This window comes from Deinococcus sp., from assembly GCF_018260555.1.
In the GTDB taxonomy this organism is placed as follows: domain Bacteria; phylum Deinococcota; class Deinococci; order Deinococcales; family Deinococcaceae; genus Deinococcus.
On the sequence record NZ_JAGLBB010000002.1, the window covers coordinates 1 to 22964 of the forward strand.

Here is a 22964-nt window from a genome sequence, read left to right on the forward strand (position 1 = left end):
CCGAAGCGACGGGCAGCAATCCCACCGACCGAGGCAAAGCAGGCTGTAAACGCACGCTGCTGACGGATGCCAAAGGGATTCCACTCGCCGTGGTGCTGTCTGGAGCGAACCGGCATGACAGCAAGATGCTGATGGACGTTCTGGATGCTGTCGTAGTCGCTGTTCCTCATCCGGAGGATGAGGAACAGCGTCATCTGCTTCTGGACCGTGGGTACGACACGCGGGCGTGTCGTGCATTGGCTGAGATGGAAGGGCTAGTCGCGCATATTCCGAAGAGAGCGACGAAACAGGAGCCCCTCCCTGCACCGAGCGATCCAGACCGTCATCCCCCTCGGCGGTGGGTCGTAGAGGTCGGGCATAGTTGGTTCAATCGGTTCCGTCGCATTCTGACGCGCTGGGACAAGCGGCAGGAGCTTTATCTGGGGTTCGTCGAACTGGCGTCCTGCCTCATCATCTGGCGCAAGTTAGCTCCTGTCGCTCCAATCCGCACATTTTCCGGATAGGCTCTGAATGGTCTTTGCAGCCCATTCAATCGGAGTCCGTATCAGTCAACCCTGAACGAGGCGGTCGGCAAGCTCGAGGCGCTGGCCGGGCAGCCGCTGCTCCGCCGGGGGCGGGGCGGCACGGTGCCCACCCCGGCGGGCGAGCGGATGCTCGTGCACGCGCGCGCGGCGGTGCAGGCGGCGGGCGACGCGCTGCTGGCCGCGCAGGAGGCCACGCAACTGCGCGGCACGCTGCGCGTGGCGTCGTTTCGTTCGACGGCCACGCACCTGCTGCCGCCGGCCCTGGCGGCGTTCCGGGCGCGGCATCCGGGCGTGACGGTGCATCTGCTTGACGGGGAGGCCGTGGGTGGTGGCGAGGTGCTCGTGCGGCGCGGGCAGGCGGACGTCGCGATCGTCATTGAGGAGGGCTGCCTGGACCTGCGCCTGACGCCGTTGCTGCTGGACGAGTATCTGTTCGTCGCGCCCGCACGGCGCGGCGCTCACCCCGTCACGCTGGAGGACCTGATGGGGCCGCTGCTGCTGACACTGGGCACCTGCACCCCGCGCGTGAGGAGCTACCTGCGGCGCTGCGGGGTGCAGCCGGAGAGCGTAACGGAGATCGCGGATGACAGCGTGATTCTGGGCATGGTGGCGCACGGGCTGGGTGTCAGCGTGATGCCCCGGCTGGCGCTGACTCCACTCCCTTCCGGGCTGGTGGCCCTCCCGATGCCCGAGCCGCTACTGCGGCCGCTGGCGCTGGCCACGCTGCCGCACCGCGCGAACCTGCCGGTCCTGCGCGCGTTTACGGACGCGCTGCTGGAAGCGCTGCGCGGGCCGGGGGCACCGGAGCGAGTGTCGGCCCTGCCGGGCAGACCTTCTCTGCTACATTGAAGCGCATGACGACCCTGTGTTGCCTTCCCTAGCGGCCCACGCAGCCCAGCGTCCGTGACCGCGCCCCTCTCCCGAGTGTGGCGTGGTCTTTTTTTGCTTTCCGCCCCTGCCCCGCAGTTTCACAGGAGACCTGATGACCAAGCGCCGCCTTCCCGATCCGAACATCGTGCTGTATGACACCCTGACCCGCCAGAAGGTGACGTTCGAGCCGACCACGCCTGGCCGGGTGGGCATGTACCTGTGCGGCCCGACCGTGTACAGCGACGCGCACCTGGGCCACGCGAAGAAGGAAGTGGCGTTCGACGTGATCCGCCGGGCGTTCACGCACTTCGGGTATCAGGTGCGGTACGTGGCGAACATCACGGACGTGGGGCACCTTCAGAACGACTCTGATGACGGCGAGGACAAGATGCTGGCCCGCGCCCGCCTGGAGCAACTGGAGCCCATGGAGGTCGCCGATAAGTACTTCTGGTCGTTCATGCGTGACATGGAGGCCCTGAACGTCCTGAAGCCCAGCATCAACCCGCGCGCGACCGGGCACATCACCGAGCAGATCGCGCTGATCGCGGAACTGATCGAGCGGGGCCACGCGTACGCCTCGGCGGGCAGCGTGTACTTCGACGTGCGGTCCTGGCCCCAGTACGGCAAGCTGTCGGGGCGGCGACTCGACGATCAGGAGGAAGGCACGCGCGAGGCGGTGCGCGACGAGAAACGCGACCCGCGTGACTTCGCACTGTGGAAACGGGCGGAAGCGGGGCACATCATGCGCTGGGAGTCGCCGTGGGGCGTGGGCTTTCCGGGGTGGCACATTGAATGCTCGGCCATGAGCCTCAAGTACCTGGGCGAAGGCTTCGACATTCACGGGGGCGGCCTGGACCTGCAATTCCCGCATCACGAGGCCGAGATCGCGCAGGCCGAGGCCGCCGGGCACGCCTTTGCGCGGTACTGGATGCACAACAACATGCTGACCATCGGCGGCGAGAAGATGAGCAAGAGCAAAGGCAACTTCCTGACCATTCAGGACGTGCTCGCCCAGCATGACCCGATGGTGGTGCGCTTCCTGCTCGTTGGCAGTCACTACCGCAGCGTCACGGAGTTCGGTGACGCGGCCTTCGAATCCGCCCGCAGCGGGTACCGCCGCCTGGAAGCGGCCCTGCACGAGACCGAGCGCCGCCTGCCCGGCGCCCCCGAAGGGCAGCACGCCGAGCTGGACGCGAAGATCGCCGCGCACGTGCAGACCTTCGAGGACGCCCTGCGCGACGATTTCAACACGCCCAGGGCGGTCGCGGCGCTGTTCGGCCTGACCACCGACCTGAACGCCGCGCTGGCCGCCGGCCCTGTCCCGCAGGGCACGCTGGAACGCGCCCGCGCCGCTTACCGCGACCTGGGCGGCGACGTGCTGGGCCTGTTCGCGGGCGGCGCGGCCCCCGCCCAGAGCGACGATTCGCAGGTGGTCGGCGCGCTGATGGACCTGGTCCTGAAGGCCCGTCAGAGCTACCGCCTGAACAAGCAGTACGCCGAGGCCGACGAACTGCGCGACACCCTGACCCGCGTGGGCGTGACCGTCGAGGACACCAAGGACGGCGTGCGCTGGAAACGCTGAGAGAAATCTGCGGCCCCGCCGCCCGCACCACTGGTACACCACTTGACGGAATGGTTGGGCCACACACGCGACCTCCCCCTACGCTTGCCCTTTTCCCTACCGTCACCCCGTCTGTGCGGGCGCAGGCTGAGCACGGCGGGGGCGTGCAGGGAAGGTGAAGGCAGGCTTCACGCGCTCACAGGTGCCGGCGTTACACTCGGGGCTATGCTGCCGCCGCTCGTGAAACAGGTGCTGGATAATTTTAATTTCGATGTGGACCCGGCCCTGAGCCGTGGGGAGAACGTCGAGGAAGTCATCAAGAGTGCCGCGCTGCTGTCTGGCGCGATTGCCGTGGAACCCATTCCCTTCGCGGACATGCTGCTGATCTCGCCGGTGCAGGCCAAGATGGTCCTGCACATCGGCAAGATCTACGGCTTCGATGTCAGTAGCGAACGTGCCCGCGAGATCGCGCAGGAACTCGGCGTGACCTTCGCGTACGGGTTCGCGGCGCGGCAGGTGATGCGCGGACTGGCGAAACTGGCGCTCCCTGTGATCGGCGGCCTGATCACCGCGCCCGCCGTGTATGGCTGGACGTTCGCGCTGGGCCGACTGGCACAGAATTACTTCGAGCGGCGCTCGCTGGGCCTACCATCCTCGCGCGAGCAGCAGGTGAGGGTCGTGCAGGAAGCCAAGCAGGATTCCCGCCGGATCCTCCCAGGCGCGCAGGATTTCACGGACCTGGCCGCCGAACTGCGCCGCCGCGCCGAGCAGAAGGCAGCGGATCAGAACGGCCCAGACCGGAATAAGCCGCAGTAAGCGGAAGGAGAGTCACCCCGCCCTGAGCGCCGGGCCACTGCGGCGGTTCCTACCAGTTTCGTTCACATCCCGGGACTGCGCCGGGATGTGAACGAAACTTTGTGGGTGAAGGCCTCCTTACTTTGGCGGATGTGCGCGTCAGACTCCCTGCGTATGCTGAGGGCATGAATGTTCCCCGTCATTTCAGCGATACGCGGCTGGACGCTGGCCGCGTGAGAATCCTCACCGCAGCCGGCCGCGTTCGTCTGGAAGCCGAGGGGCCGGGCTGGCAGCACCGCAGCCTGCACGAGACACTCAAGGATGCGGCGCTGGAACTGGCGCTGCTGCCCCGCGTGACCGGCGACCTGTACGACGCGACCCTGAACGACATAGAGCGGCAGGTGCGCGTGGACGCCGAGTGCCGTTACCCTGGCGCCGCCTGACCGGAGCGGCGCGCTCGGCATGCCCCGGGCCGTGTGAAGACGGCAGACAGGACCCAGCGACACCGCACAAAATGAGAAACGAGAGAGGCACGCACCCCGCTCCGGCAGGTGCGTGCCTCTGTTCGGAGGTCAGCGGGCGGCGGAGGCACCGACGGCCCGGCTGGCTTCCGGGTTGGTGTCGCCGCGCGCCAGGATGGCAGTTACGTCGGGGCGCTCGATGATCTCGAAGCGGCTGTTGCGGATGGCGGGATCGAATCCGGCGTCCACGGCAATACGGATCAGTTCGCGCACGGTCGCGTTGTGCCGCCCGTGCCCACCGGCCGCCGAGACGACGTTCTCCTCGAGCATGGTGCTGCCCAGGTCGTTCGCGCCGTAGTACAGCGCGGACTGGGCGACCTTGAAGCCCTGCGCGGGCCACGAGGCCTGAATGTTCGGCACGTTGTCGAGCGCGATGCGGGCAATGGCGAGTTGTTGCAGGTACTCGTGAGCGGTCGCGCCCGGCGCCTTGCCGTGCAGGCGGGTGTGTTCGGTCTGAAGGGTCCACATCGCAAAGCCTGAAAAGCCGTTTCCGCCGTACTCGCGCTTCGCCTTGTCCTGCTGGTCACGGATTTTCAGAAGGTGACTGGCGCGCTGCGCGTACGTCTCCCCGAAACCGATGACCATGGTGGCGATGGTGTACAGCCCCTTGCGCTGCGCGGCGTCTATGATCCGGAACCAGTCCTCGCTGCGGATGCGGGCGGGCGCGGCCCTGGCGCGCACCTCGTCTTCCAGAATCTCGCCGCCCGCGCCGGGCAGGCCGTCCAGTCCGGCCCCGATCAGGATGTCCAGCAGGGCCTCCAGGGTGTGCCCGAAGGTCCTTTCCATGAACAGCACCTCCTCGGGCGAGAAGGCGTCGATCCGGATGGTGGGGTGGTTGGCTTTCACGTGGCGTAGCAGACCCGTGTAGTAGTCCAGGCCCAGCGCAGGGTTCACGCCGCCCTGCAACAGGATGCGCGTGCCGCCCACCGCCTCGAGTTCCCGGATCTTGTGGCTGATCTGCTCGTAATCCAGGGTGTAACTGTCTTTCTGGCGGGGCGTGCGGTAGAAGGCGCAGAAGTTGCACCCGACGTTGCAGATGTTGGTGTAATTGATGTTCCGGTCAATCAGGAACGACACGGTGCGCGGGTCGCGGCGCGCCAGGCGCAGGTGGTGCGCGGCGGCGGCCACGTCGGGTAGCGGCAGGGCGTACAGCGCCTCGATTTCGGCATGGTGCAGGCGCTCACCCTGCGCGGCCCGGTCGAGCAGGGCTGTTCCGGTGGGGACGGTGGCGGTCATGAGGGTACGGTAGCACCGGGGGCGGCGGGCATTGGTCTCTCTTGGCACAGGGTCCGGGGGGCCGCCCGGATCAGTCGTAGGAGCACCCGGTGAAGTGCAGGTGCGCCGGCTGCCCCGATCCCACTGCCGTCCGCCCGGATTGAGGGGGGGGCACTCCGTTTCACCAGAGTCCCTTCCATGTGCCCAGTGCCTTTACCCGGTTCCAGATGGGTTCCTGGGTGACGGCCACCGGAATCCACGGCCTGATCGCCGTACCCGCGACCGGGTGGCGCGCGACCGGAAGACGGGCGGGGGGGTGCGGGCCCGGGTCGTATAGTGGCGTGCGGTGAAGCCGAACTGGAATCGGTTCCGGACGGCGGGAGGTCACGCAATGAAGATCGGCATGATTGGACTCGGCAAGATGGGCGGCAACATGGTCCTGCGACTCACGCGCGGCGGCATCGAGGTCACGGGATTTGACCGCAGCGAGGACAGCGTCGCGCACATCGAGGCGCAGGGCGCCCGGGGCGCTCGCAGCATGGACGAACTGATCGCGTCGCTGGGCGAGAGCGGGTCGCGCGCCGTGTGGCTGATGGTCCCTGCCGGGAAGATCACCCAGAGCGTCATCGACGACCTCGCGGGGCGCCTGGCACCGGGTGACATCATCATTGACGGCGGCAACAGCAACTACAAAGACAGCGTCAGCCGCGCCGAGACGCTCGCTGCGCTCGGCATTCACTTTGTAGATGTCGGCACTTCGGGTGGCGTGTGGGGCCTTCAGGAAGGGTACGCCATGATGATCGGCGGGACCGAGGAAGCCGTGGAGCGCCTGCGGCCCGTGTTCGAGGTGCTCGCGCCCGGCGCGGACCGAGGCTGGGGCCGCATGGGACCTGCTGGCAGCGGCCACTACGTGAAAATGGTGCACAACGGCATCGAGTACGGCATGATGCAGGCCTACGCCGAGGGCTTCGAGCTGATGAAAGCCCACCAGGGCTTTAACCTGGACATGGCGCAGATCGCTGAGTTGTGGCGTCACGGCAGCGTCGTGCGTTCGTGGCTGCTGGACCTGACGGCCGAGGCGTTGCAGAACAAGGCCGAGTTCGAGGCCCTGTCGGATTACGTGGCCGATAGCGGCGAGGGCCGCTGGACGATCATCGACTCGATCGAACTGGGCGTGCCCACGCCGGTCATCACGCTGGCCACGCAGATGCGTTTTCGCAGCCAGCAGGACGTCAGTTACGCCGGGCAGATGCTCTCGGCCATGCGCCGCGCTTTCGGCGGTCACGCGGTCAAGACCATCGAAACGCCCCGTCAGGAGGGGCTGGTGCCGGAAGTGCAGGCCGGTCAGGACCCCAGCGCCGCCGCGCCCGCCAACATCGGCCAGGGCGGCGGCAGCGGCAGCGTCGCCGAGCAGCTCGGTGAGACCGGTCAGCAGCGCGTGAAAGGCGACGAATGAGCGCCCCCAACAAACCTGCGGGCAACAAGGCCGCCAGCAAGAGCGGGGCCAAAAAAGCGGCGGGCAAGGCGGCGAAGACAGCGGGCAAGGCCAGTACCGTGAAGGCTGACGCGAAGACCAAGGAGAAGGGCAACGTTCAGGCGAACGTGGAGACCGACCTCGCGGCGCGCACGGTGGGCGTGGCGCAGGCCGCTCCCGCCAAGCGCCGGGCCAGCGTGAAGACCGCGCAGACCTCCACGCCCCGCAAGGGCAAGCGGAGCGCGGCGCCCGGTCACGACGGTCAGAATCCCTTCCGGGCGCTGATGCGCCGCAACCGCGCGCCGGAACCCGCCACGCTGGTGATTTTCGGCGCGACGGGCGACCTGTCGCGCCGCAAGCTGCTGCCCGCCGTGTTCGGCCTGTGGCAAGACGGCCTGCTGGGAAGTGCTTTCAATATCGTGGGCGTGGGCCGTCAGGAGATGACGGACGAGGCTTTCAAGGACTACGCGGTCGCGGCGCTCAGGGAAAGCAAGGAGACCGACACCATTCAGCCCGGCAGCCTGGAGAAATTCCGGGATCTGCTGTACTACGAGTACGGCGATTTCGGCGGGGATGAGGTGTACGATCTGGTCGGCAAGGAACTCGACCGGGCCGAGGAAGCGCACGGCGGCCGCAAGAACGCGCTGTTCTACCTGAGCACCCCTCCCAGCCTGTTCGAGCCGATCAGTAACGGCCTGGGCCGCCTGGGACTGGCGGATCAGAGCGAGGGCTGGCGGCGGCTGGTGATCGAGAAACCCTTCGGACGGGACCTGACGAGCGCCCGCGCGCTGAACGACGCCATCCACAGGGTCTGGGACGAGTCGCAGGTGTACCGCATCGACCATTACCTGGGCAAGGAAACCGTGCAGAACCTGATGGCGATCCGCTTCGGGAACGCCATCTTCGAGCCGCTCTGGAACCGTGGCTACGTGGATCACGTGCAGATCACCGCCAGCGAGGACCTGGGCCTGGAAGGGCGCGCCGGGTACTACGAGGAGGCGGGCGTGGTGCGCGACATGCTTCAGAATCACCTGATGCAGCTGTTCGCGCTGACGGCCATGGAACCCCCGGCCGCTTTCGACGCGGACGCCATCCGCGACGAGAAGGTTAAGGTGCTGCGCGCCGTCAAGGAGATCCCCTCGGGCCGCGTGAAGTCGGTCGCGGTGCGCGGGCAGTACGGGCCGGGCACCATGTACGGCGAGAAGGTGCCGGGTTACCGTGAGGAACCGAACGTGAAAGCACGCAGCGTCACGCCCACCTACGTGGCCGTGAAACTGGAAGTGGATAACTGGCGCTGGCAGGGCGTGCCGTTCTTCCTGCGGACCGGGAAGCGGCTGCCGAAGAAGGTCACGGAGATCGCCGTGGTGTTCAAGCGCCCGCCGCTGGGAATCTTCCCCGGCGGTCTGGAACGCAACGTGCTGGCCTTCCGCATCCAGCCGGACGAGGGCGTGAGCCTCAAGTTCAGCTCCAAGACGCCGGGGCAGGAGATGGTGCTGCGCGAGGTGGTCATGGACTTCCGCTACGACGCGTTCGGCGCGCAACTCGAAAGCCCGTACTCGCGCCTGCTGCTCGACGCCATGCTGGGCGACGCGACCCTGTTCCCCCGCGAGGACGAGGTGGACCTGGCGTGGCAGATCGTGAGCGGTATCCTGAACGTGTGGGAGGCCGAACCGGGTCGCCGCGAGAAGGGGCCGGACTTCCCGAACTACCCGTCCGGCACCTGGGGTCCCGACGAGGCCGACGAACTGATGGGCGCAGACCGCCGCTGGCGGCGCCTGTGAACAGCCCATACCCCGCACAGCAGGTGACGGCCTTCCAGAGCTCCAACTACCCGACGACCGGCCGCCCGGCCGGAGACCAGCCATGACGGACGGCACGGACCTGAAACCGCTGGGCCCGGTGGACACCACCGTCCGCAAGGCCCAGGTCACGCTGGACGAATTGTGGGTGCAGACGAGCGTCGAGACCCGCGCGTACACCGGCAACATCATCGCCCTGACCGTCAAAAAGCATCTGCGGCGTGTGCAGGAAGCCCTGGCGGGCCTCGAGGGCCGGTACGCGGGGCGGCAGATCATCGGCGTGATGGACGGCACGGACGACCTGACCGTGCACGCCAGCCTCGTTCCTCAGCGCGGCGGGCTGTACGTGGAGCGCCTGACGCTGGAAGCCAGCGCCGAGCAGCTTCAGGGCGCGATCCTGCCGCTGATCCGCCCGGCCACCGTGAACCACGTGTGGTGGGGCGCGGACAGCCGTCCCGGCGGGACACTGCTGGCCGAACTGACGGACCTGGCCGATCAGGTGATCGTGGACAGCCTGACGCTGGACATGCCGCCCTCCCGGCACTACGCGCTGGCGGACCTGGGCTGGAGCCGCTCGGCCCCGTGGCGTGAGGCGCTGGCGCAGGTGTTCGACAGCCCCGACGCCGCGCGGCAACTGCCGAACATCGACCGGCTGGTCGTGCGGCACGCCGGGAAGAAGGACCTGCCAGCGCGGCTGTACGCGGGGTTCGTTGCCAGCACACTGGGCTGGACGAACCTGAAGAACGTGGAGTTCCGTTCGGGCCGTTGCGGGCGCGAGAACGGCGACCTGTGCGGCGTGGAACTGCTGGGCGACGGCGTGCGCTTCGCCCTGAGTGCCAGCGGCAGCGCCCACAGCGACGTGGTCAGTCTGGAGTGCCGCTGGGACGGCGTGAACCGCGAGTCGGAAGTCCCGGTTCCCGCCATGACGCTGGCCGACGGACTGGCGCGCGTGATGGCCCGGCCGGAACGCGGCGAGGTCTTCGAGCACGCCTGGGCACTCGCCAAGGAAACCCTGTGAGTGGGCCGCTGACGGACCGCCGCGTCTCCCCCACCCCGCAGGCGACGGCCCAGGAGGCCGCGCACGCGCTGATGCACGCGGCGCGCGAGGCGGTCGCGGCGCGGGGCGCCTTTCACGTGGCGCTGTCGGGCGGCAGCACCCCGAAGCTGATGTACGCCGAACTGCGTGGCCTGCCCGGCGTGCCCTGGGAAGCCACGCACGTGTACTTCAGCGACGAGCGCGCGGTCGGGCCGGACAGCCCGGACAGCAACTACCGGCTGGCGCACGAGGAACTGCTGCGGCACGTGCCGGTGCCCCGCGAGCAGGTGCACCGCCTGCAGGGCGAGGTCCGGCCGCTTGAGCAGGCCGCCCGGGCCTACGCGCAGGCGCTGCCCGCCCAACTGGACGTGGTTCTGCTGGGCATGGGCGACGACGGGCATACCGCCAGTCTGTTCCCCGGCACGGACGCCCTGAACGCCGCGGGCCGCGTCGCCGCGAACCGCGTGCCGAAACTCGGCACCGAGCGCCTGACCTTCACGTTTCCCGAGATCAACGCGGCGCGTCAGCGCTGGCTGCTCGTTACGGGCGCGGGCAAGGCCGGCGTGATGGCCGAGGTGCAGCGCGGCCAGGGCAACCACCCGGTCGGCCGCGTGACCAGCCCAGTCTGGTTTCTGGACGAGGCGGCCGCCGCTCAGCTCAGCTAATCTGCTCCAGTCACCTGCCACGATTGGCCGGGCTGCTTTCGGGGCATACTGCGCCCCGTGATACGGATTCCGCCTGTTCCGGTCGTGGCCCGGAATCCAGCTGCGCGCCTGCTCATATTCGTCCGTGTTCATACAATCGCCCAGGTTCATACAGCCGCCCGGATTGAACGGTTCTTGCGCAGCGTTCAATCGGAGTCCACGTGAGCCGCGCGGCCGACCAGCTGTCCGAACTGGCCCTGTCACTGGGTGCCGACGCGGTCGGCTGGGCGGCCGCCACAGTGCCCGCCGCCGCCGTCGGGGAATACCAGTCGTGGCTGGATGCCGGACGGCACGCGGGCATGACCTACCTGGAACGCCAGTTGCCGGTGCGGGCCGACCCTGCCCAGCGGCTGCCGGGCGTGGGCAGCGTGCTGGTGCTGGGTGTGTCGCACGCTTTCGGGCCGCCGCTCGTGCCGCCCGGGGGCGTGCGGGCCGGGCGCGTGGCACGCTACGCCTGGACGCCGGACTACCATGATCAGTTGCAGCCGGTCCTGTCCCGGCTGGAGCAGGAGGCGGCCGCGCTGGGTGTGCGGGCGCGCGGGTACGTGGATCACGGGCCGGTCATGGAGCGGCTGTTCGCCGCCGGTGCGGGGCTGGGCTGGCGTGGCCGGTCCGGCATGACCATCAACACGGGCCTGGGGGCGTTCGTGACCCTGGCGGTCGTCCTGACCGACCTGCCTGCCGCAGAGAGCGGCGCGGCGCACCCGGACCGCTGTGGCCGCTGCCTGCGCTGCGTGAGCGCCTGCCCGACCGGCGCCATTGGCCCGGACCGGGCCATCGACGCGCGCCGCTGCGTGTCGTACCTGACCATCGAACACCGTGGGCCCGTGCCCCGCGACCTGCGGCGGGGGGTGGGCGACTGGCTGTTCGGCTGCGACGTGTGCAGCGAGGTCTGCCCGTGGACCGTGAAGGCCGGGCCGCTGGCGAGGCTGCTGCGCCCCGACCCACAACTGGCACACCCGGACCTGAGCCGGTTTTTCGGAGTCAGCGAGCGTGAATTCGAGCGGCAGTGGGCGGGCACAGCGTTCCTGCGCCCCCGCCGCAAGGGCATGGCCCGCAACGCCCTGACCGTCCTGGGCAACACCCGCGCGCCGCAGGGCTGGCCGCTGCTGCTGGACGGCGCGCAGGACCCCGCCTGGGAGGTGCGCGAGGCGGCCGCCTGGGCGCTGGGCCAGTGGGGCGAGGTGGCCCGCGTGCGCCCACTGCTGAACGACCCCCACCAGACCGTGCGTGAGGGCGCGGCGGCCGTCCTGGGAGAAACCTGAACCGAGCCCGCAGAGCGGCGCCGCCCAGCGAGTACGACCAACGCGGGTGCCGGGCGTGGAGTGGGCAGTCCAGCGCAGGGGCGGGATGCGAACAAGCCAGACAACCATCGGTACCAAGCGACGAGGACACGCTCCCGACCGATGACAGTCCAGAGGCGCCTGCTCGCGGCAGCGTCCCGGAGGGCGCCCAGCGACGCCCGGCGGGTCCTGTGCAGAAAGCATGAAGTTCTGCGGGCCGCCACGGTCTACCATGAGTGCGTGCGCGCCCGTCCCCTTCTCCTGTGTTCCTGCTTGCTGCTGGCTGCGGGGGGCCCGGCCGTAGCCCAGAGCGCGCTGACCCCGGCGACCCAGACGGTCACGCCGGTCACCGTACCAGTCATCGCGCCGGTCGTCACGGCCCGCTACCCGCACGACCGCGCGGCCTTCACCGAGGGGTTGCAGTACCTGGGCGGCGGACGGTACATGGAAAGCACCGGAGAGACCGGGCGTTCCGGCGTGCGGCGCACCGACCTGAAAACCGGGAAGCCGGAGCTCCAGGTCGCCACTCCGCTCGCCACGGCGTTCGGTGAGGGCGTGACCGTGCTGGGCTCGACCGCGTACCACCTGACCTGGCAGGCAGGCCTGGCCTTCGCGTTCGACGCGGCCACCCTGAAGGAAACGGGCCGCTTCCGGTACGGCGGGGAGGGCTGGGGCCTCACGCACGACGGAAAGAACCTGATCATGAGTAACGGCACGTCCGCGCTGGTCTGGCGCGACCCGAAAACCTTCCGGAGCGTCCGGACCGTGCGCGTCACGGATCAGGCGCAGGCCGTGAAGAACCTGAACGAACTGGAGTACGTGCAGGGCAGCGTGTACGCGAACGTGTGGCTGACCGACCGGATCGCGCGGATCGACGCGCAGACCGGGAAGGTCACCGCCTGGATCGACGTGTCCGCCCTCACCCGCGAGGTCAGCCGGGAAGCGGCGCAGGCCGGGCGTCCCCTCACCTTCGACGACGTGCCAAACGGGATCGCGTTCGTCCCGGAGCGCGGCACGCTGCTGCTGACCGGCAAACGCTGGGGCACCCTGTTCGAGGTGAAGGTGCCGGGCGTGAAAGTCGACCCCGGCGTGGGTGGCCGCGCCGCCCCCCGCCCCTGAACGCGACGGACCCACACACCTCTGCCGCTGACCATCCCACCTGAGGGGCGCCGCCACCGCACTGCAAGCCGGTGGTGGCGCGTGAGTTTAGGCGGGGTGGTGTCATCCGGACCCAGATGGGACGGTTCCGGTCACCTGTCAGACGGACTACGGCTCCATACCGCGAAGGGGCGCCTGGTGTTCCTCCTCGCGTCCGCTCGGATTAATTCGGGACTGCAGCGAATCAATCGGAATCCGTATCAACCCACACTCCGGGTCAGGGGAGGCGGGCCTGGGCGGCCTGCCAGATCAGGTCTGCCAGGGTGTCCTCGTCCTGCGTGGCGTCCAGGATCAGGAAGCGGGCCGGTTCGCTGGCTGCCAGGGTCAGGAACGCCTGCCGGACCCGGCGGTGAAAGTTCAGGTCAGCCTGTTCCAGCCGGTCGGGTTGACCCCGGCGGGCGGCGCGTTCCAGGCCCACGGCCGGGTCCAGGTCAAGCAGGACCGTCAGGTGCGGCGTGAGGCCGCCGGTCGCCTCGCGCGTGATCTGCCCCAGCAGATCGGTATTCAGGCCGCGCCCGCCGCCCTGGTACGCGAGGCTGGAGTCGGCATAGCGGTCGCAGATGACGACCTCGCCGCGCTCCAGGGCCGGACGGACCGTGCTGCGGACCAGCTGGGCGCGGCTGGCCGAGTACAGCAGGAATTCCGGCAGGGGATCGATGGTCAGGGACGGGTCGAGCAGCACCTCGCGCACCCGCTGACCCAGTGGGGTGCCGCCGGGTTCGCGGGTCACCGTGTGCGCCCGTCCGTGGGCTTGCAGCTGCGCAGCCAGGCGGGCCAGTTGTGTACTTTTCCCGGCCCCTTCCGGCCCTTCCAGCGAGATGAACAGTCCGGGGGTGGGCGCGGCGCTCCGGGGGTGGTGGGTCACAGGCCGGTGGGGTGGTGCAGGAACTGCCACGCCAGCCCGAACTCGTCTTCCAGTCGCGCGGCCAGGGCGCGCACGCCGAACACCTCTGTCTCGTAGTGTCCGGCGTACACGACGTTCACGCCGTACTCGAAGGCGTCATGGAAGTGCTTGTGTTCGGGTTCACCGGTCAGTAGGGTGTCCAGGCCCATCTCGGCCGCCTCGGCGACACTGCCGGCGCCGCCACCACTCAGCACGCCCAGACGATGGACGGTGGGAGACAGGCCGCCGCCGTGCACGAGGCAGATCTCGCCGGTAAGTTTCTGCACGCGGTCCGCGAAGTCCTGCAAGGTCTGCTCGATGGGCAGTTCGCCGGCCAGCCCGATCTTGTGCCCCTGCCAGTCCCCGAAAGGGCGCAGGTGTTGCAGGGTCAGGGCCCGGGCGATCATGGCGTTATTCCCGACTTCCGGGTGGGCGTCGAGCGGAATGTGGGACACGTACAGGTTCAGGTCGGCCATGATCGCCGTGCGCAGGCGGTCGCGGTGCGGGCCGGTCACGGGGAGCGGCTGCCCCCAGAACAGGCCATGATGGGCGATCAGCAGGTCCGCGCCGCTATCAGCTGCGTGCTGCAGTGTTTTCAGGCTGGTGTCCACGCTGACGGCCACGCGGCGGATCACGTCGGTCCCGCTGATCTGCAGGCCATTCAGGCTGGGGTCCGGGTACACGCCCACGTTCAGGTACCGGTCAAGCCACGCCACGAGCACGTCACGCGGAACCTCGCCGCGCGTCAGAGGGGTGGGGGGGATGCTGGGGGAAACGTCCGTCATGAGCGTCATTCTAGGCGTGAAGGCCGTGCCTGGATGCCAGCCAGAGTTGCTGTTGCCGCCAGGCGGATGGGGTAAACCATTCCATTGGAGCTCGTCTGATACGGATTCCGCTCCACCGCGGCACAGTCGGAAAAGTGCTGCCTGCGGCTCCATACCGCCCAATCCGTATCTTGTTCCCACTCGCATCCGCTCGGATTGATTCAGAACAGCACCGAATCACTCGGAATCCGTCTGACTGGTAACACCCGCCCGACGCACCCGACCACTGTTCATTGAACCGCGTAAAAACGACGAATCCCCGTCCAGGACGAGGATTCTTGTGTTTGGTGGCGATGCCCGGACTTGAACCGGGGACCTAACGATTATGAGTCGTTCGCTCTAACCAGCTGAGCTACATCGCCTTGAAAAAACCCCGCCCTGGGGCGGGGACGTTCTCTGGTGGAGCTGAGGGGATTCGAACCCCTGACCTTCTGAATGCCATTCAGACGCGCTCCCAACTGCGCCACAGCCCCGCTTTTTCCCACTGGCCCCTTTTGAGGCTCAGATAGATTAACAGTGGCCTTCTGGCCTGTCAACAGGCGCGGGGGGTCAGGGGGTGCCCGCGCCGCCCGGGTTGGCGGGCTGGCCGGGGTGATGCGCGGCGAGCTGCACGTACCCTTCGATCAGGTGAATGATGACGGGGTTGTGCGTGTGCACGCCGTGCGCCTCGCCCACGCCGTCGTCTTCTATAAAGTGGGCGATCAGGGCGGCCTCGCCGTCGCGGGCGAGCAGGAACGCCCGCTGGCCGTGCGCGGCGATGCCGGGCACGTGGTCGAGGGCAGTGCGGTGCAGTTCGACGCCGCGTGGGGTGAGGCGTTCGAGTCGCTCGGCGAAGCCCGTCTCGCCGGCCATGTGCAGGCTACGGCGGGCGTTGAGGGTCAGGTCCTCGCACAGACTGCGGATGGCGGCCTCGCCGTGCAGGTGGTACACGGCTTCCGGGGCGGGGTCCGGCGCGAGGCGGGACAGGTCACGGTCGAGCGCGCCGAGGCGGTCGTCGAAGGAGCGGCGGGCGCGGGCCAGGTACTCGCGGGCACTGAGCGGCGCGTACTCCAGTGGATTCTGCCCGACCTTGGCGGCCAGGCCGCGCCCTTCGAGGCGTTCGAGCGTCTCGTAGATCTTGGGCCGGGGAATGCCGGCCTGCCGGGCCACGCGTGCGGGCACGGCGCGCCCGAGGGCCAGGAGGGCGGTGTAGGCCCGGGCTTCGTACTCCGTCAGCCCGAGCGCTTGCAGGTGGATCACGGCGCTCATCGCTGCTCAGCATACGGGATGCGGGGAGCGGGGCAGGCGCGCCTGAGAGCAGTCAGCTGAGCGGGCCAGATGAAGGTCACGCAGAGACCCGTTTCACCTGGGGGGTGGCGGCGCGGCGCTACGGTAGGGTCATGATCATCAGCCACTCAATGAGTCTGGAACCGATTCTGGAACGCCTGGGCCGTCAGGGCGCCAGCCTGCTGGAGGCCGAGGCCATGCGCGGCGTGCTGGCCGAGCGTTTTGATGGGCAGCCGCTGGACAGCGTGAACGAGGCCGACTGGCTGGAGGCGCTGGGCCGCATGGAGGCCGTCAAGCAGACTTGGAATGCCGGGATGAAATGAGATCAGTGGTGCGCCCCTTCTCCGCTGCCCCGGTAGAAACAGAGGGTGCGCTTAACATGAAAAAGCCCCGCCTGAGCGGGGTGTTTTTCTGTTCTGGTGGGCGGTATAGGATTTGAACCTACGACCCTTCGCGTGTGAAGCGAATGCTCTACCACTGAGCTAACCGCCCGGAGTGCTGGTGGGCCCTGCCGGATTTGAACCGGCAACCAATCGGTTATGAGCCGACTGCTCTGACCGTTGAGCTAAGAGCCCTCAGGCACCTGCGCCGTGCCCGTCGTTCAGGCGAGGGGAAGTGTAGCAACGGGGGTGTGCATTGTCAAACTGTGGGGATCGGGTGGGTCTGGCAGGTACAGTGCGGGGTATGCAAGTCGTGCACGTGGCGTCCGAGGTGTTCCCGTTCTCGCGGTCCGGTGGGCTGGGTGATGTGCTGGGGGCGCTGCCCGTGGTGCAGGCCCGCCTGGGGGCGGAGGTGACGGTCGTGTCGCCCTGGTACGCGGACGTGCCGGATGAGGTGACCGAGGTGTGGAGTGGCACGCTACCGGACATGTCGGGGCCGGACACGTCGGGGCCGGACACGTCGGGGCCGGACTTGTCTGGGCCGGGCGTGCCCGTGCTGCCACCGGTGCGGGTGGGTCAGGTTCGGCGCGGCGGGGTGCGCTTCGTGTTTGTGGGCCTGCCGTGCTTTGACCGGCCGGGCCTGTATCACCCGGACGACGTGTGGCGCTTCAGTCAGTTCGGGCGGGCGGTCCTCCCAGTCCTGGCGAAGCTGGGGGTCGTGCCGGACGTCCTGCACGGGCATGACTGGCAGGCGGGGCTGGTCGTGGCGCGCGCACGGTTGGCGGGCGTGAGGGGGGTGTTCAGCGTGCATAACCTTCAGTACCAGGGCCGCTGGAACCTGGCGGACGGCGCGCCCTGGACGGGCCTGCCCGACTGGGCCCTGACCTCCGAGGGACTGGAATTTCACGGGGACGTGAACCTGATGAAAGCGGGGCTGGTGTTCGCGTCGCAGGTGACGACCGTCAGTCCCACGTACGCCCGCGAGATCACCACGCAGGCCTTCGGGGAGGGACTGGAGGGCCTGATGTCCCGCCTGAAGACCCAGGGTCGCCTGAGCGGGATTCTGAACGGACTGGATCAGGAGCGCTGGGACCCGCGCACCGATCAGGACGTGCCGTCGTTCTCGGAGGCGGCCGGGAAGGGGGCGGCAGTGGCGGCGCTGCGCGCGGAGTTCGGGCTGGACGGCGCGCCGATCCTGGCGAGTGTCAGCCGACTGGCCGAGCAAAAGGGTATGGACCTGCTGATCGGGGCGCTGCCGCAACTCGTGCAGGACTGGAACGTGGTTGTGCTGGGCGGCGGTGACCCGGCGCTGGAGGCGGCCCTGCAGGAGTGGGCGGCGCACCCGCGGGTGGTGTTCGCGCAGGGCATGAACGAGCCTCTGGCGCACCGCATCTACGCCGGGGCCGATGCCTTTGCCATGCCCAGCCGCTTTGAACCGTGCGGCCTGTCGCAGATGATCGCCATGCGCTACGGCACGCTGCCGGTCGTACGCCTGACCGGGGGGCTGGTGGATACCGTGCCGGGCGACGTGGGCTTCACGTTCGAGCAGGCGACGGCGGCGGACCTGAGCACCGCGTGCCGGGAGGCGTTCGTGGCCTTCGGGGAACGGGCGGACTGGGCGGCGCGCGTGGAGCGGGCCATGGCCCTGAGCTTCAGCTGGGACGCCCCGGCCCGCTCGTACCTGGGCCTGTACGCCCGGGTCATGAGCACCCCCCTGGCCCGCCTGACTGGTCTGAACGTCCCGCCCGAGCAGACCGGAGCCCCGGCGTGAGCGGCGAAGTCCTGGACTTTCCCGGCAGTCCCGTGCAGGTGGAACCCATGGCCAGTGAGCAACTGGAGCTGATCCTGGCGGCGCTGTACGGGGTTCCCCGCGAGGCGGTCGCGTGGATGGCGCAGGCCTGCACGCAAGCCTGGGTGGCGTTCGAGGAGCAGGTCACGCCCGACGACACCCTGTCGGCCGGGCTGGTCCCCCAACCGGACTCGGAGCCCGCAGAGGCCGGGAAACGGGAGGTGGTGCTGGGCGCGGTCGGTACCCGCCCCAGCCCGGCGCACGGGTCCGAACTGGTCGGCGGCGTGTTCGCCGGGCCGCGCCGCGCGGAGGTGGCGGCCGCCCTGGCCCGCGCCGCGTGGCAGGAGGTGGGCCGCGTGTACGCCTTCGCCGAGGGGCACCTGTTCCCGCCGGAGGCGCTCGTGCAGGCGGGGTTCCGTGAGGTGGGCGCGTACCGCCGCCTGGAAGGCCGGGTACCGTACCGGCACGTGGACCCCCCAGACGGCGTGACCCTGCGCCCCCTGGCCGAGATCAGCGAGGCCGCGCGGCTGGAAGCCCTGCACACCGTCGAGGACCGCGTGGGGCACCACGCGGCCCTGCCGGAAGCGGCGCAGGACGGCGCTGGGGGCTTCGACTCGCACCTGAGTCACGTGGCCCTGGACGACCAGGGGCGCGCAATCGGCATCTGCCGGGCCGCCATCGAGGAGGGTCTGGGCCGCCTGGACTCGCCGGGCGTGGCGGTCGCGTGGCGGCACACCAACCTGCGCGCCGCGCTCCTGAACAGCGTGAACGCGCGCCTGCGGGCCGCCGGAATCACGCGCCTGAGCGTGGACTCGTGGGGAGACACGGCCGAGGAACTCGCGCACGATCTGCGCCTGGGCCTGCACGTGGCCGACGAGACACCCATTCTCGCCTCGCCGTAGGAGCCGCCTCGCCGTAGGAGCCGCCGGGCCGTGAGAGGAGCGGTAAGAGGCGTTGTCGGCGGGCACAGTGACGCTCCGGCTGATGCGCTAACATCCCCGCTGTGAATCTGGCCGTTGTTCTCGTCTCCCCCAAAACTCCTGGCAATATCGGTTCGGCGGCGCGCGCCATGCTGAACATGGGGGCGCAGGACCTTCGGCTGGTCGCGCCGCGCTGCGATCACCTGGATTCGCAGGCGGTCGCGATGGCCGTACATGCCGCCGACCTGCTGCGCGGCGCGCGCGTCTACCCCACGCTGCGCGAGGCGCTGGCCGACCGGGACCTGAGCGTGGGCACGAGCGCCCGCATCCGCGCGGACCTGCCGGCCCCGCAGCACCCGGCGCAGGCGCGGCCCCTGGTGCGCGCCGCCGCCGCGCCCGCCCTGGTCTTCGGACCGGAGGAAACCGGGCTGATCAACAGCGACCTAGAGCAGTGTCAGGTAACGGTGCGCGTTCCCACCGGGGATTACGCCAGCCTGAATCTCGCGCAGGCGGTCTTGCTGGTCTGCTACGAGTTTCTTCAGGGGGTCGAGGAGCAGCCGGAACGCACCCGCAAGACCGCCACGCGCGAGGAGATGGAATCCATGTACGGGCACCTGCATGAGACCATGTACCTGATCGGGTACACGGACGCCGTGCGCGCGCGGCACACCCTGCGTCTGTGGCGCGCCATGCTGGACCGCGCGCTCATGAGCAGCGCCGAGAGCCGACTGTTCCGGGGCCTGCTGCGGCAGGTGCAGTGGAAGGTCGAGGACGCCGCCACACGCGGCACGGCCGCACCCCACCGCGCCGATCAGACCGCGCCGCAGGTCGGCGGGCCGGAAGCGGCCGAGCTGGCGCAGGTTGCCGCAGACCAGCATCAGGCCGGGTGGGATCAGGCCGGGTGGGATCAGGCTGACCAGGATCAGGTGGGTCAGGGCGGCGCGGCGGGTTCTCTCCCCTGACCGCGTAGGTCCGCAGCTTTCGTTGCGGTCAGGGGCGGCGCGCGTGATCTAGACTGCCGGGTATGTCGGACGCTTCCCACCCGTCCGGACCGGACGCTGCCCAGAACCCTCCCCCGCCCTCCGGGGCTTCAGCGGCGTCGGCGTCCACGTCTGCTGGGGCGCGTCCGCTGTTTCCCGGTGATCCGCCCGTGAACGGGTGGCCGGAAGACCCGGAAGCCCAACTACAGGAACCCGACGCGGGAGTGGACGGCCCCCTGCCGCGCACATTCCAGCTGTCCGACCGCGTGAAACTGGTGCGGAACGTGCTGCCGCCCCTGATCGTGCTGGTGGTGGGCACGGTGGAGTTCCTGATCTCGCTGCTGCCGACCTCTCAGGAGTTGTGGGCGCACCTGCTGTTCTACGGGCTGGTGGGGCCGGCGGTCACGTACTTCAGTGTCGAGTGGATCGCGGAAGGCACGCGCGCCCGCGAACGGGCCGAGCGGGAACTGCGCGGCCTGTACGGTCAGCTGCGGGCCTCTCACGCGCAGATGGGCGCGGTGCAGGCGCTCATGCGGGACCTGACAGACGCCGCCGACATGGGCGCGGTGCTGGACGTCGCGGCGCGCGGCGCGGTCCGCGTGACCGGCGCGACCCACGCGACCCTGACCGTGCCCGGCGGCCTGAGCGGCTCGGCGCGGGGCAGCACGCTGTTCTCACCGAGCAGCGCGGCGCTGTACCCGCTGCGGGTCTCCATTCCCGGTGGGGGGGCGCTGGCGCTGCACTTCGACGCGCCCCCCACCCCGGAATCCGAGTCGCTGGCGCAGGCGCTGGCGGCCGAGGTCGCGCGCGGCGTGGAGGCCGTGCGGCAACGGACGCTGGACCTGATGACGCTGTACTCGGTGGATCAGAGCATCCGCGCCGAGCGCAACATGCGCCGCCTGCTGTCGCGCGTGACCCGCACCATGGCAGACCGCGTGGGGGCCGAGGCGCGCGCGGTGTTCCTGACCGATCAGGACAGCGTGCTGCGCCTGGAGTACGCGCAGGACCGGCAGGGCGAGAGGCGCGGCGGCGGGGTCGCGCCGCCCTTCGCGCTGCGGGTCGCACGGGCAGACGGGCCGCTGATCACGACTGCCGCCGACGCCGGAGAGGTCTTCCCGGACGCTCGCAGCGTGCTGGGCATCCCCATGCGCGACGACGAGGGACTGGTGGGCGTGCTGATGCTGGGGGACGCCCGCCCGAACGCCTTCGACGACGCGCGGGTGTCCCTGCTGGCTCTCATGGCCGGGCAGGCGACGCTGGCCGTCCGGAACGCGCGCGCCTACCTGTACTCGGAGGAACTGGCGATCAGTGACGAGCGCGCCCGCATTGCCCGCGAGATTCATGACGGGGTGGCGCAGTCCCTGGCGTTCGCGGCCCTGAAACTGGACGTGGTGGCCCGGCAGGTGCACAGCGACCCCGCCCGCGCCGAGAGCGAGGTGCGCGCGGCGACCACGCTGCTGCGCGAGCAGATCCGCGAGGTGCGCCGCTCGATCTTCGCGCTGCGGCCCATCGACCTGGAACGCTACGGGCTGCTGGAAACCGTGCGGCGCTACGTGCTGGATTTCGGCGAGCAGAACGGGGTGCGCGCCACGCTGGACATCAACGGCGACGTGCACCTCTCGCCCGGCGATGAGGCCGTGGTGTTCCGCATCCTGCAAGAAAGCCTGAACAACGTCGCCAAGCACGCCCGCGCGCAGGAGGTCCGCGTGACCCTGCACGGCGGCGAGCGCGTCACGCTGCGCGTGCAGGATGACGGCGCGGGCTTCGACCCGGAGCAGATGACGGGCCGGGTCAGCAGCGCCGGGGGGCTGGGCCTGCTCCAGATGCGCGAGCGGGTCGAGGCGCGCGGCGGTCTGTACCGCGTGCTGTCCAGCCCCGGCCACGGCACGCTCGTCGAGGCTGAGATGCCGCAGGCCTGAACCGGACCTGCCGTCCCTTGCGGTGACTCGCCAGCGCGGCGGGTGGCCCACTCCACGCCCGGCACCCGCTTCGGCTCCCACCCGCTTCGCTCGGATGGAAGGGTGTTTGCAGCCCATTCAGCCAGAGTCCGCATAATACGGATTCCGCTCCACTGCGCCACAGTCGGAAAAGCGCCGCCTGCGGCTCCATACCGCGAAACCCGTAGGCTATTCCTACTCGCGTCCGCTCGGATTGATTCAGAACTACACCGAATCAATCGGAATCCGTATATCCCCCCGGACGTCGTGAATCTCACACTGACCGCCTGTCCTATGACGCCCCGGACAGACACCCGCTGAGAACATGCGGTTATGAGCGATCACAGGCACGCGGAAACGCGGTTCGAGGCGGACACCTGGGCCGTCATGGGTCTGGTCTCCCGCGAGGACCGCACGCCCGTGACCCTGGCGGATGACGAGGTGCTGTGGGAGGGATTGATGCAGAGCTGCGAGGCCCACGGGCTGCGCTTTTCCGGGCGGGCCGTGCCGGTGGACTTCAACGCCCTGACGCCGGACGCTGTGGCGCAACTGCTCGATCCGCGCCACAACGGAGTTGAAGACCTGCTGCGCTAGCGGCGCTCACGTCCGGATCAGTTCAGGGTGCGCCCCGGCAGGATCAGTGCGAAGGTCGGGATGGGCACGTGCACCTGGAGGCCCCAGGCGTCCTGCATCAGGTAGTGGCCGCCCATGTGGCCGGGCGCGGCTTCCAGCGTCACGAACGAGTCGTACAGGAACGTGCCGCCGGGTGCCAGGACGGGCTGCTCGCCGACGACGCCCTCGCCGTCCACGTGGGTCACGCGGCCCGTGGCGGCCATGATGTCCCAGTGGCGGGCCAGCAGTTGCCAGGTCAGGTCGCTGCGGTTCTCGATGTGAATCACGTACATGAACAGGTGCCGTTCCGGGGTGCTGTGGTCCGCCACGTACTGCACGTTCACCTGAACGCGGATGTCCGGGCCGGTGCCGTCCGGCCCGTCCGAGCGGATGGGGGCATTCATGCGGCCCAGCATAGCGGGCGCGGCGTACA

Annotated in this window: 21 protein-coding genes, 4 tRNA genes and 1 pseudogene; 17 read left to right on the forward strand and 9 right to left on the reverse strand. The window is 69.2% G+C overall.

Going from position 1 to position 22964, the window contains the following annotated elements; all coding sequences use genetic code 11:
* The 5 genes from QZ271_RS00610 to QZ271_RS00630 form a co-directional block, all read left to right on the forward strand.
* Window positions 1-503 (forward strand): IS5 family transposase (locus QZ271_RS00610; RefSeq protein ID WP_291428009.1); only part of this gene is annotated, 503 nt, incomplete at its 5' end.
* Window positions 504-626: 123 nt separating this feature from the next.
* Window positions 627-1373 carry a LysR family transcriptional regulator substrate-binding protein gene (locus tag QZ271_RS00615; protein WP_291428011.1) on the forward strand — a complete coding sequence of 249 codons (747 nt, stop codon included), beginning with the start codon at window positions 627-629 and terminating at the stop codon, window positions 1371-1373.
* 133 nt (window positions 1374-1506) lie between these two features.
* Window positions 1507-2976 carry a cysteine--tRNA ligase gene (gene cysS / locus QZ271_RS00620; protein WP_291428013.1) on the forward strand — a complete coding sequence of 490 codons (1470 nt, stop codon included), beginning with the start codon at window positions 1507-1509 and terminating at the stop codon, window positions 2974-2976.
* Between the two features lie 204 nt (window positions 2977-3180).
* Entirely contained in the window at window positions 3181-3771 is a 591-nt protein-coding gene (locus QZ271_RS00625) for a YcjF family protein (protein WP_291428015.1), read from the forward strand.
* Window positions 3772-3935: 164 nt separating this feature from the next.
* Window positions 3936-4193: a hypothetical protein gene (locus QZ271_RS00630; protein WP_291428016.1), complete on the forward strand. Its 258-nt coding sequence runs from the start codon at window positions 3936-3938 to the stop codon at window positions 4191-4193.
* Between the two features lie 129 nt (window positions 4194-4322).
* Here the strand turns inward: QZ271_RS00630 and mqnC are convergent, their stop codons facing one another.
* A complete protein-coding gene (gene mqnC, locus QZ271_RS00635) occupies window positions 4323-5507 on the reverse strand; it encodes a cyclic dehypoxanthinyl futalosine synthase (RefSeq protein WP_291428017.1) in 1185 nt (394 codons plus the stop codon).
* A gap of 325 nt (window positions 5508-5832) precedes the next feature.
* On the opposite strand from mqnC, the gene gnd reads away from it, so the two are divergent.
* From gnd to QZ271_RS00665, 6 genes are all read left to right on the forward strand, one after another.
* A complete protein-coding gene (gene gnd / locus QZ271_RS00640) occupies window positions 5833-6942 on the forward strand; it encodes a phosphogluconate dehydrogenase (NAD(+)-dependent, decarboxylating) (RefSeq protein WP_291428019.1) in 1110 nt (369 codons plus the stop codon).
* On the forward strand, window positions 6939-8741 hold the full coding sequence (gene zwf, locus QZ271_RS00645; RefSeq protein ID WP_291428022.1) for a glucose-6-phosphate dehydrogenase: 1803 nt from the start codon (window positions 6939-6941) through the stop codon (window positions 8739-8741). The genes gnd and zwf overlap by 4 nt, the downstream gene beginning before the upstream one ends.
* A gap of 82 nt (window positions 8742-8823) precedes the next feature.
* Window positions 8824-9777 carry a glucose-6-phosphate dehydrogenase assembly protein OpcA gene (locus QZ271_RS00650; protein WP_291428024.1) on the forward strand — a complete coding sequence of 318 codons (954 nt, stop codon included), beginning with the start codon at window positions 8824-8826 and terminating at the stop codon, window positions 9775-9777.
* Window positions 9774-10460: a 6-phosphogluconolactonase gene (pgl, locus tag QZ271_RS00655; RefSeq protein ID WP_291428026.1), complete on the forward strand. Its 687-nt coding sequence runs from the start codon at window positions 9774-9776 to the stop codon at window positions 10458-10460. The genes QZ271_RS00650 and pgl overlap by 4 nt, the downstream gene beginning before the upstream one ends.
* 200 nt (window positions 10461-10660) lie before the next feature.
* Entirely contained in the window at window positions 10661-11764 is a 1104-nt protein-coding gene (queG, locus tag QZ271_RS00660) for a tRNA epoxyqueuosine(34) reductase QueG (RefSeq protein WP_291428027.1), read from the forward strand.
* Between the two features lie 258 nt (window positions 11765-12022).
* A complete protein-coding gene (locus tag QZ271_RS00665) occupies window positions 12023-12901 on the forward strand; it encodes a glutaminyl-peptide cyclotransferase (RefSeq protein ID WP_291428028.1) in 879 nt (292 codons plus the stop codon).
* A 256-nt stretch (window positions 12902-13157) separates the two neighbouring features.
* On the opposite strand, the gene tmk is transcribed toward QZ271_RS00665, so the two are convergent.
* The 5 genes from tmk to QZ271_RS00690 all read right to left on the reverse strand — a co-directional run bounded on the left by tmk (window position 13158) and on the right by QZ271_RS00690 (window position 15895).
* Entirely contained in the window at window positions 13158-13805 is a 648-nt protein-coding gene (gene tmk, locus QZ271_RS00670; RefSeq protein WP_291428029.1) for a dTMP kinase, read from the reverse strand.
* Window positions 13802-14608 (reverse strand): Nif3-like dinuclear metal center hexameric protein, encoded by an 807-nt coding sequence (locus QZ271_RS00675; protein WP_291428030.1) that lies wholly within the window; start codon window positions 14606-14608, stop codon window positions 13802-13804. The genes tmk and QZ271_RS00675 overlap by 4 nt, the downstream gene beginning before the upstream one ends.
* A gap of 324 nt (window positions 14609-14932) precedes the next feature.
* Window positions 14933-15009 (reverse strand) — tRNA-Met (locus QZ271_RS00680).
* Between the two features lie 35 nt (window positions 15010-15044).
* Window positions 15045-15120 (reverse strand) — tRNA-Ala (locus QZ271_RS00685).
* 76 nt (window positions 15121-15196) lie between these two features.
* Window positions 15197-15895 carry a TrmB family transcriptional regulator gene (locus QZ271_RS00690; protein WP_291428032.1) on the reverse strand — a complete coding sequence of 233 codons (699 nt, stop codon included), beginning with the start codon at window positions 15893-15895 and terminating at the stop codon, window positions 15197-15199.
* Window positions 15896-16026: 131 nt separating this feature from the next.
* Here QZ271_RS00690 and QZ271_RS00695 point away from each other — a divergent pair, with 131 nt between their 5' ends.
* A complete protein-coding gene (locus QZ271_RS00695) occupies window positions 16027-16236 on the forward strand; it encodes a hypothetical protein (protein WP_291428034.1) in 210 nt (69 codons plus the stop codon).
* Window positions 16237-16330: 94 nt separating this feature from the next.
* Here the strand turns inward: QZ271_RS00695 and QZ271_RS00700 are convergent.
* A tRNA-Val gene (locus QZ271_RS00700) sits at window positions 16331-16405 on the reverse strand.
* Between the two features lie 7 nt (window positions 16406-16412).
* Window positions 16413-16488 (reverse strand) — tRNA-Ile (locus tag QZ271_RS00705).
* A gap of 109 nt (window positions 16489-16597) precedes the next feature.
* Here QZ271_RS00705 and QZ271_RS00710 point away from each other — a divergent pair.
* The 5 genes and pseudogenes from QZ271_RS00710 to QZ271_RS00730 all read left to right on the forward strand — a co-directional run bounded on the left by QZ271_RS00710 (window position 16598) and on the right by QZ271_RS00730 (window position 22513).
* Window positions 16598-18064, forward strand: a complete 1467-nt coding sequence (locus QZ271_RS00710; protein ID WP_291428035.1) for a glycogen synthase — start codon at window positions 16598-16600, stop codon at window positions 18062-18064.
* Window positions 18061-18984 carry a hypothetical protein gene (locus tag QZ271_RS00715; protein WP_291428037.1) on the forward strand — a complete coding sequence of 308 codons (924 nt, stop codon included), beginning with the start codon at window positions 18061-18063 and terminating at the stop codon, window positions 18982-18984. The genes QZ271_RS00710 and QZ271_RS00715 overlap by 4 nt, the downstream gene beginning before the upstream one ends.
* Window positions 18985-19085: 101 nt before the next feature.
* Window positions 19086-19778: pseudogene (locus tag QZ271_RS00720) on the forward strand (RNA methyltransferase); the annotation flags it as partial.
* Window positions 19779-20248: 470 nt separating this feature from the next.
* Entirely contained in the window at window positions 20249-21901 is a 1653-nt protein-coding gene (locus QZ271_RS00725; protein WP_291428150.1) for a GAF domain-containing sensor histidine kinase, read from the forward strand.
* Between the two features lie 351 nt (window positions 21902-22252).
* Complete coding sequence (locus QZ271_RS00730; RefSeq protein ID WP_291428039.1) at window positions 22253-22513, forward strand: hypothetical protein; 261 nt, start codon at window positions 22253-22255, stop codon at window positions 22511-22513.
* A 17-nt stretch (window positions 22514-22530) separates the two neighbouring features.
* On the opposite strand, the gene apaG is transcribed toward QZ271_RS00730, so the two are convergent.
* Window positions 22531-22935 carry a Co2+/Mg2+ efflux protein ApaG gene (apaG, locus tag QZ271_RS00735; protein ID WP_291428040.1) on the reverse strand — a complete coding sequence of 135 codons (405 nt, stop codon included), beginning with the start codon at window positions 22933-22935 and terminating at the stop codon, window positions 22531-22533.
* Between the last annotated feature and the right edge of the window lie 29 nt (window positions 22936-22964).

Coding starts and splice junctions, on each gene's coding strand:
- cysS (WP_291428013.1), top strand. CDS start 1,507: ATGACCAAGCGCCGCCTTCCCGATCCGAACATCGTGCTGTATGACACC.
- QZ271_RS00625 (WP_291428015.1), top strand. CDS start 3,181: ATGCTGCCGCCGCTCGTGAAACAGGTGCTGGATAATTTTAATTTCGAT.
- QZ271_RS00630 (WP_291428016.1), top strand. CDS start 3,936: ATGAATGTTCCCCGTCATTTCAGCGATACGCGGCTGGACGCTGGCCGC.
- mqnC (WP_291428017.1), bottom strand. CDS start 5,507: ATGACCGCCACCGTCCCCACCGGAACAGCCCTGCTCGACCGGGCCGCG.
- zwf (WP_291428022.1), top strand. CDS start 6,939: ATGAGCGCCCCCAACAAACCTGCGGGCAACAAGGCCGCCAGCAAGAGC.
- QZ271_RS00650 (WP_291428024.1), top strand. CDS start 8,824: ATGACGGACGGCACGGACCTGAAACCGCTGGGCCCGGTGGACACCACC.
- QZ271_RS00675 (WP_291428030.1), bottom strand. CDS start 14,608: ATGACGGACGTTTCCCCCAGCATCCCCCCCACCCCTCTGACGCGCGGC.
- QZ271_RS00690 (WP_291428032.1), bottom strand. CDS start 15,895: ATGAGCGCCGTGATCCACCTGCAAGCGCTCGGGCTGACGGAGTACGAA.
- QZ271_RS00695 (WP_291428034.1), top strand. CDS start 16,027: ATGATCATCAGCCACTCAATGAGTCTGGAACCGATTCTGGAACGCCTG.
- QZ271_RS00710 (WP_291428035.1), top strand. CDS start 16,598: ATGCAAGTCGTGCACGTGGCGTCCGAGGTGTTCCCGTTCTCGCGGTCC.
- QZ271_RS00730 (WP_291428039.1), top strand. CDS start 22,253: ATGAGCGATCACAGGCACGCGGAAACGCGGTTCGAGGCGGACACCTGG.
- apaG (WP_291428040.1), bottom strand. CDS start 22,935: ATGAATGCCCCCATCCGCTCGGACGGGCCGGACGGCACCGGCCCGGAC.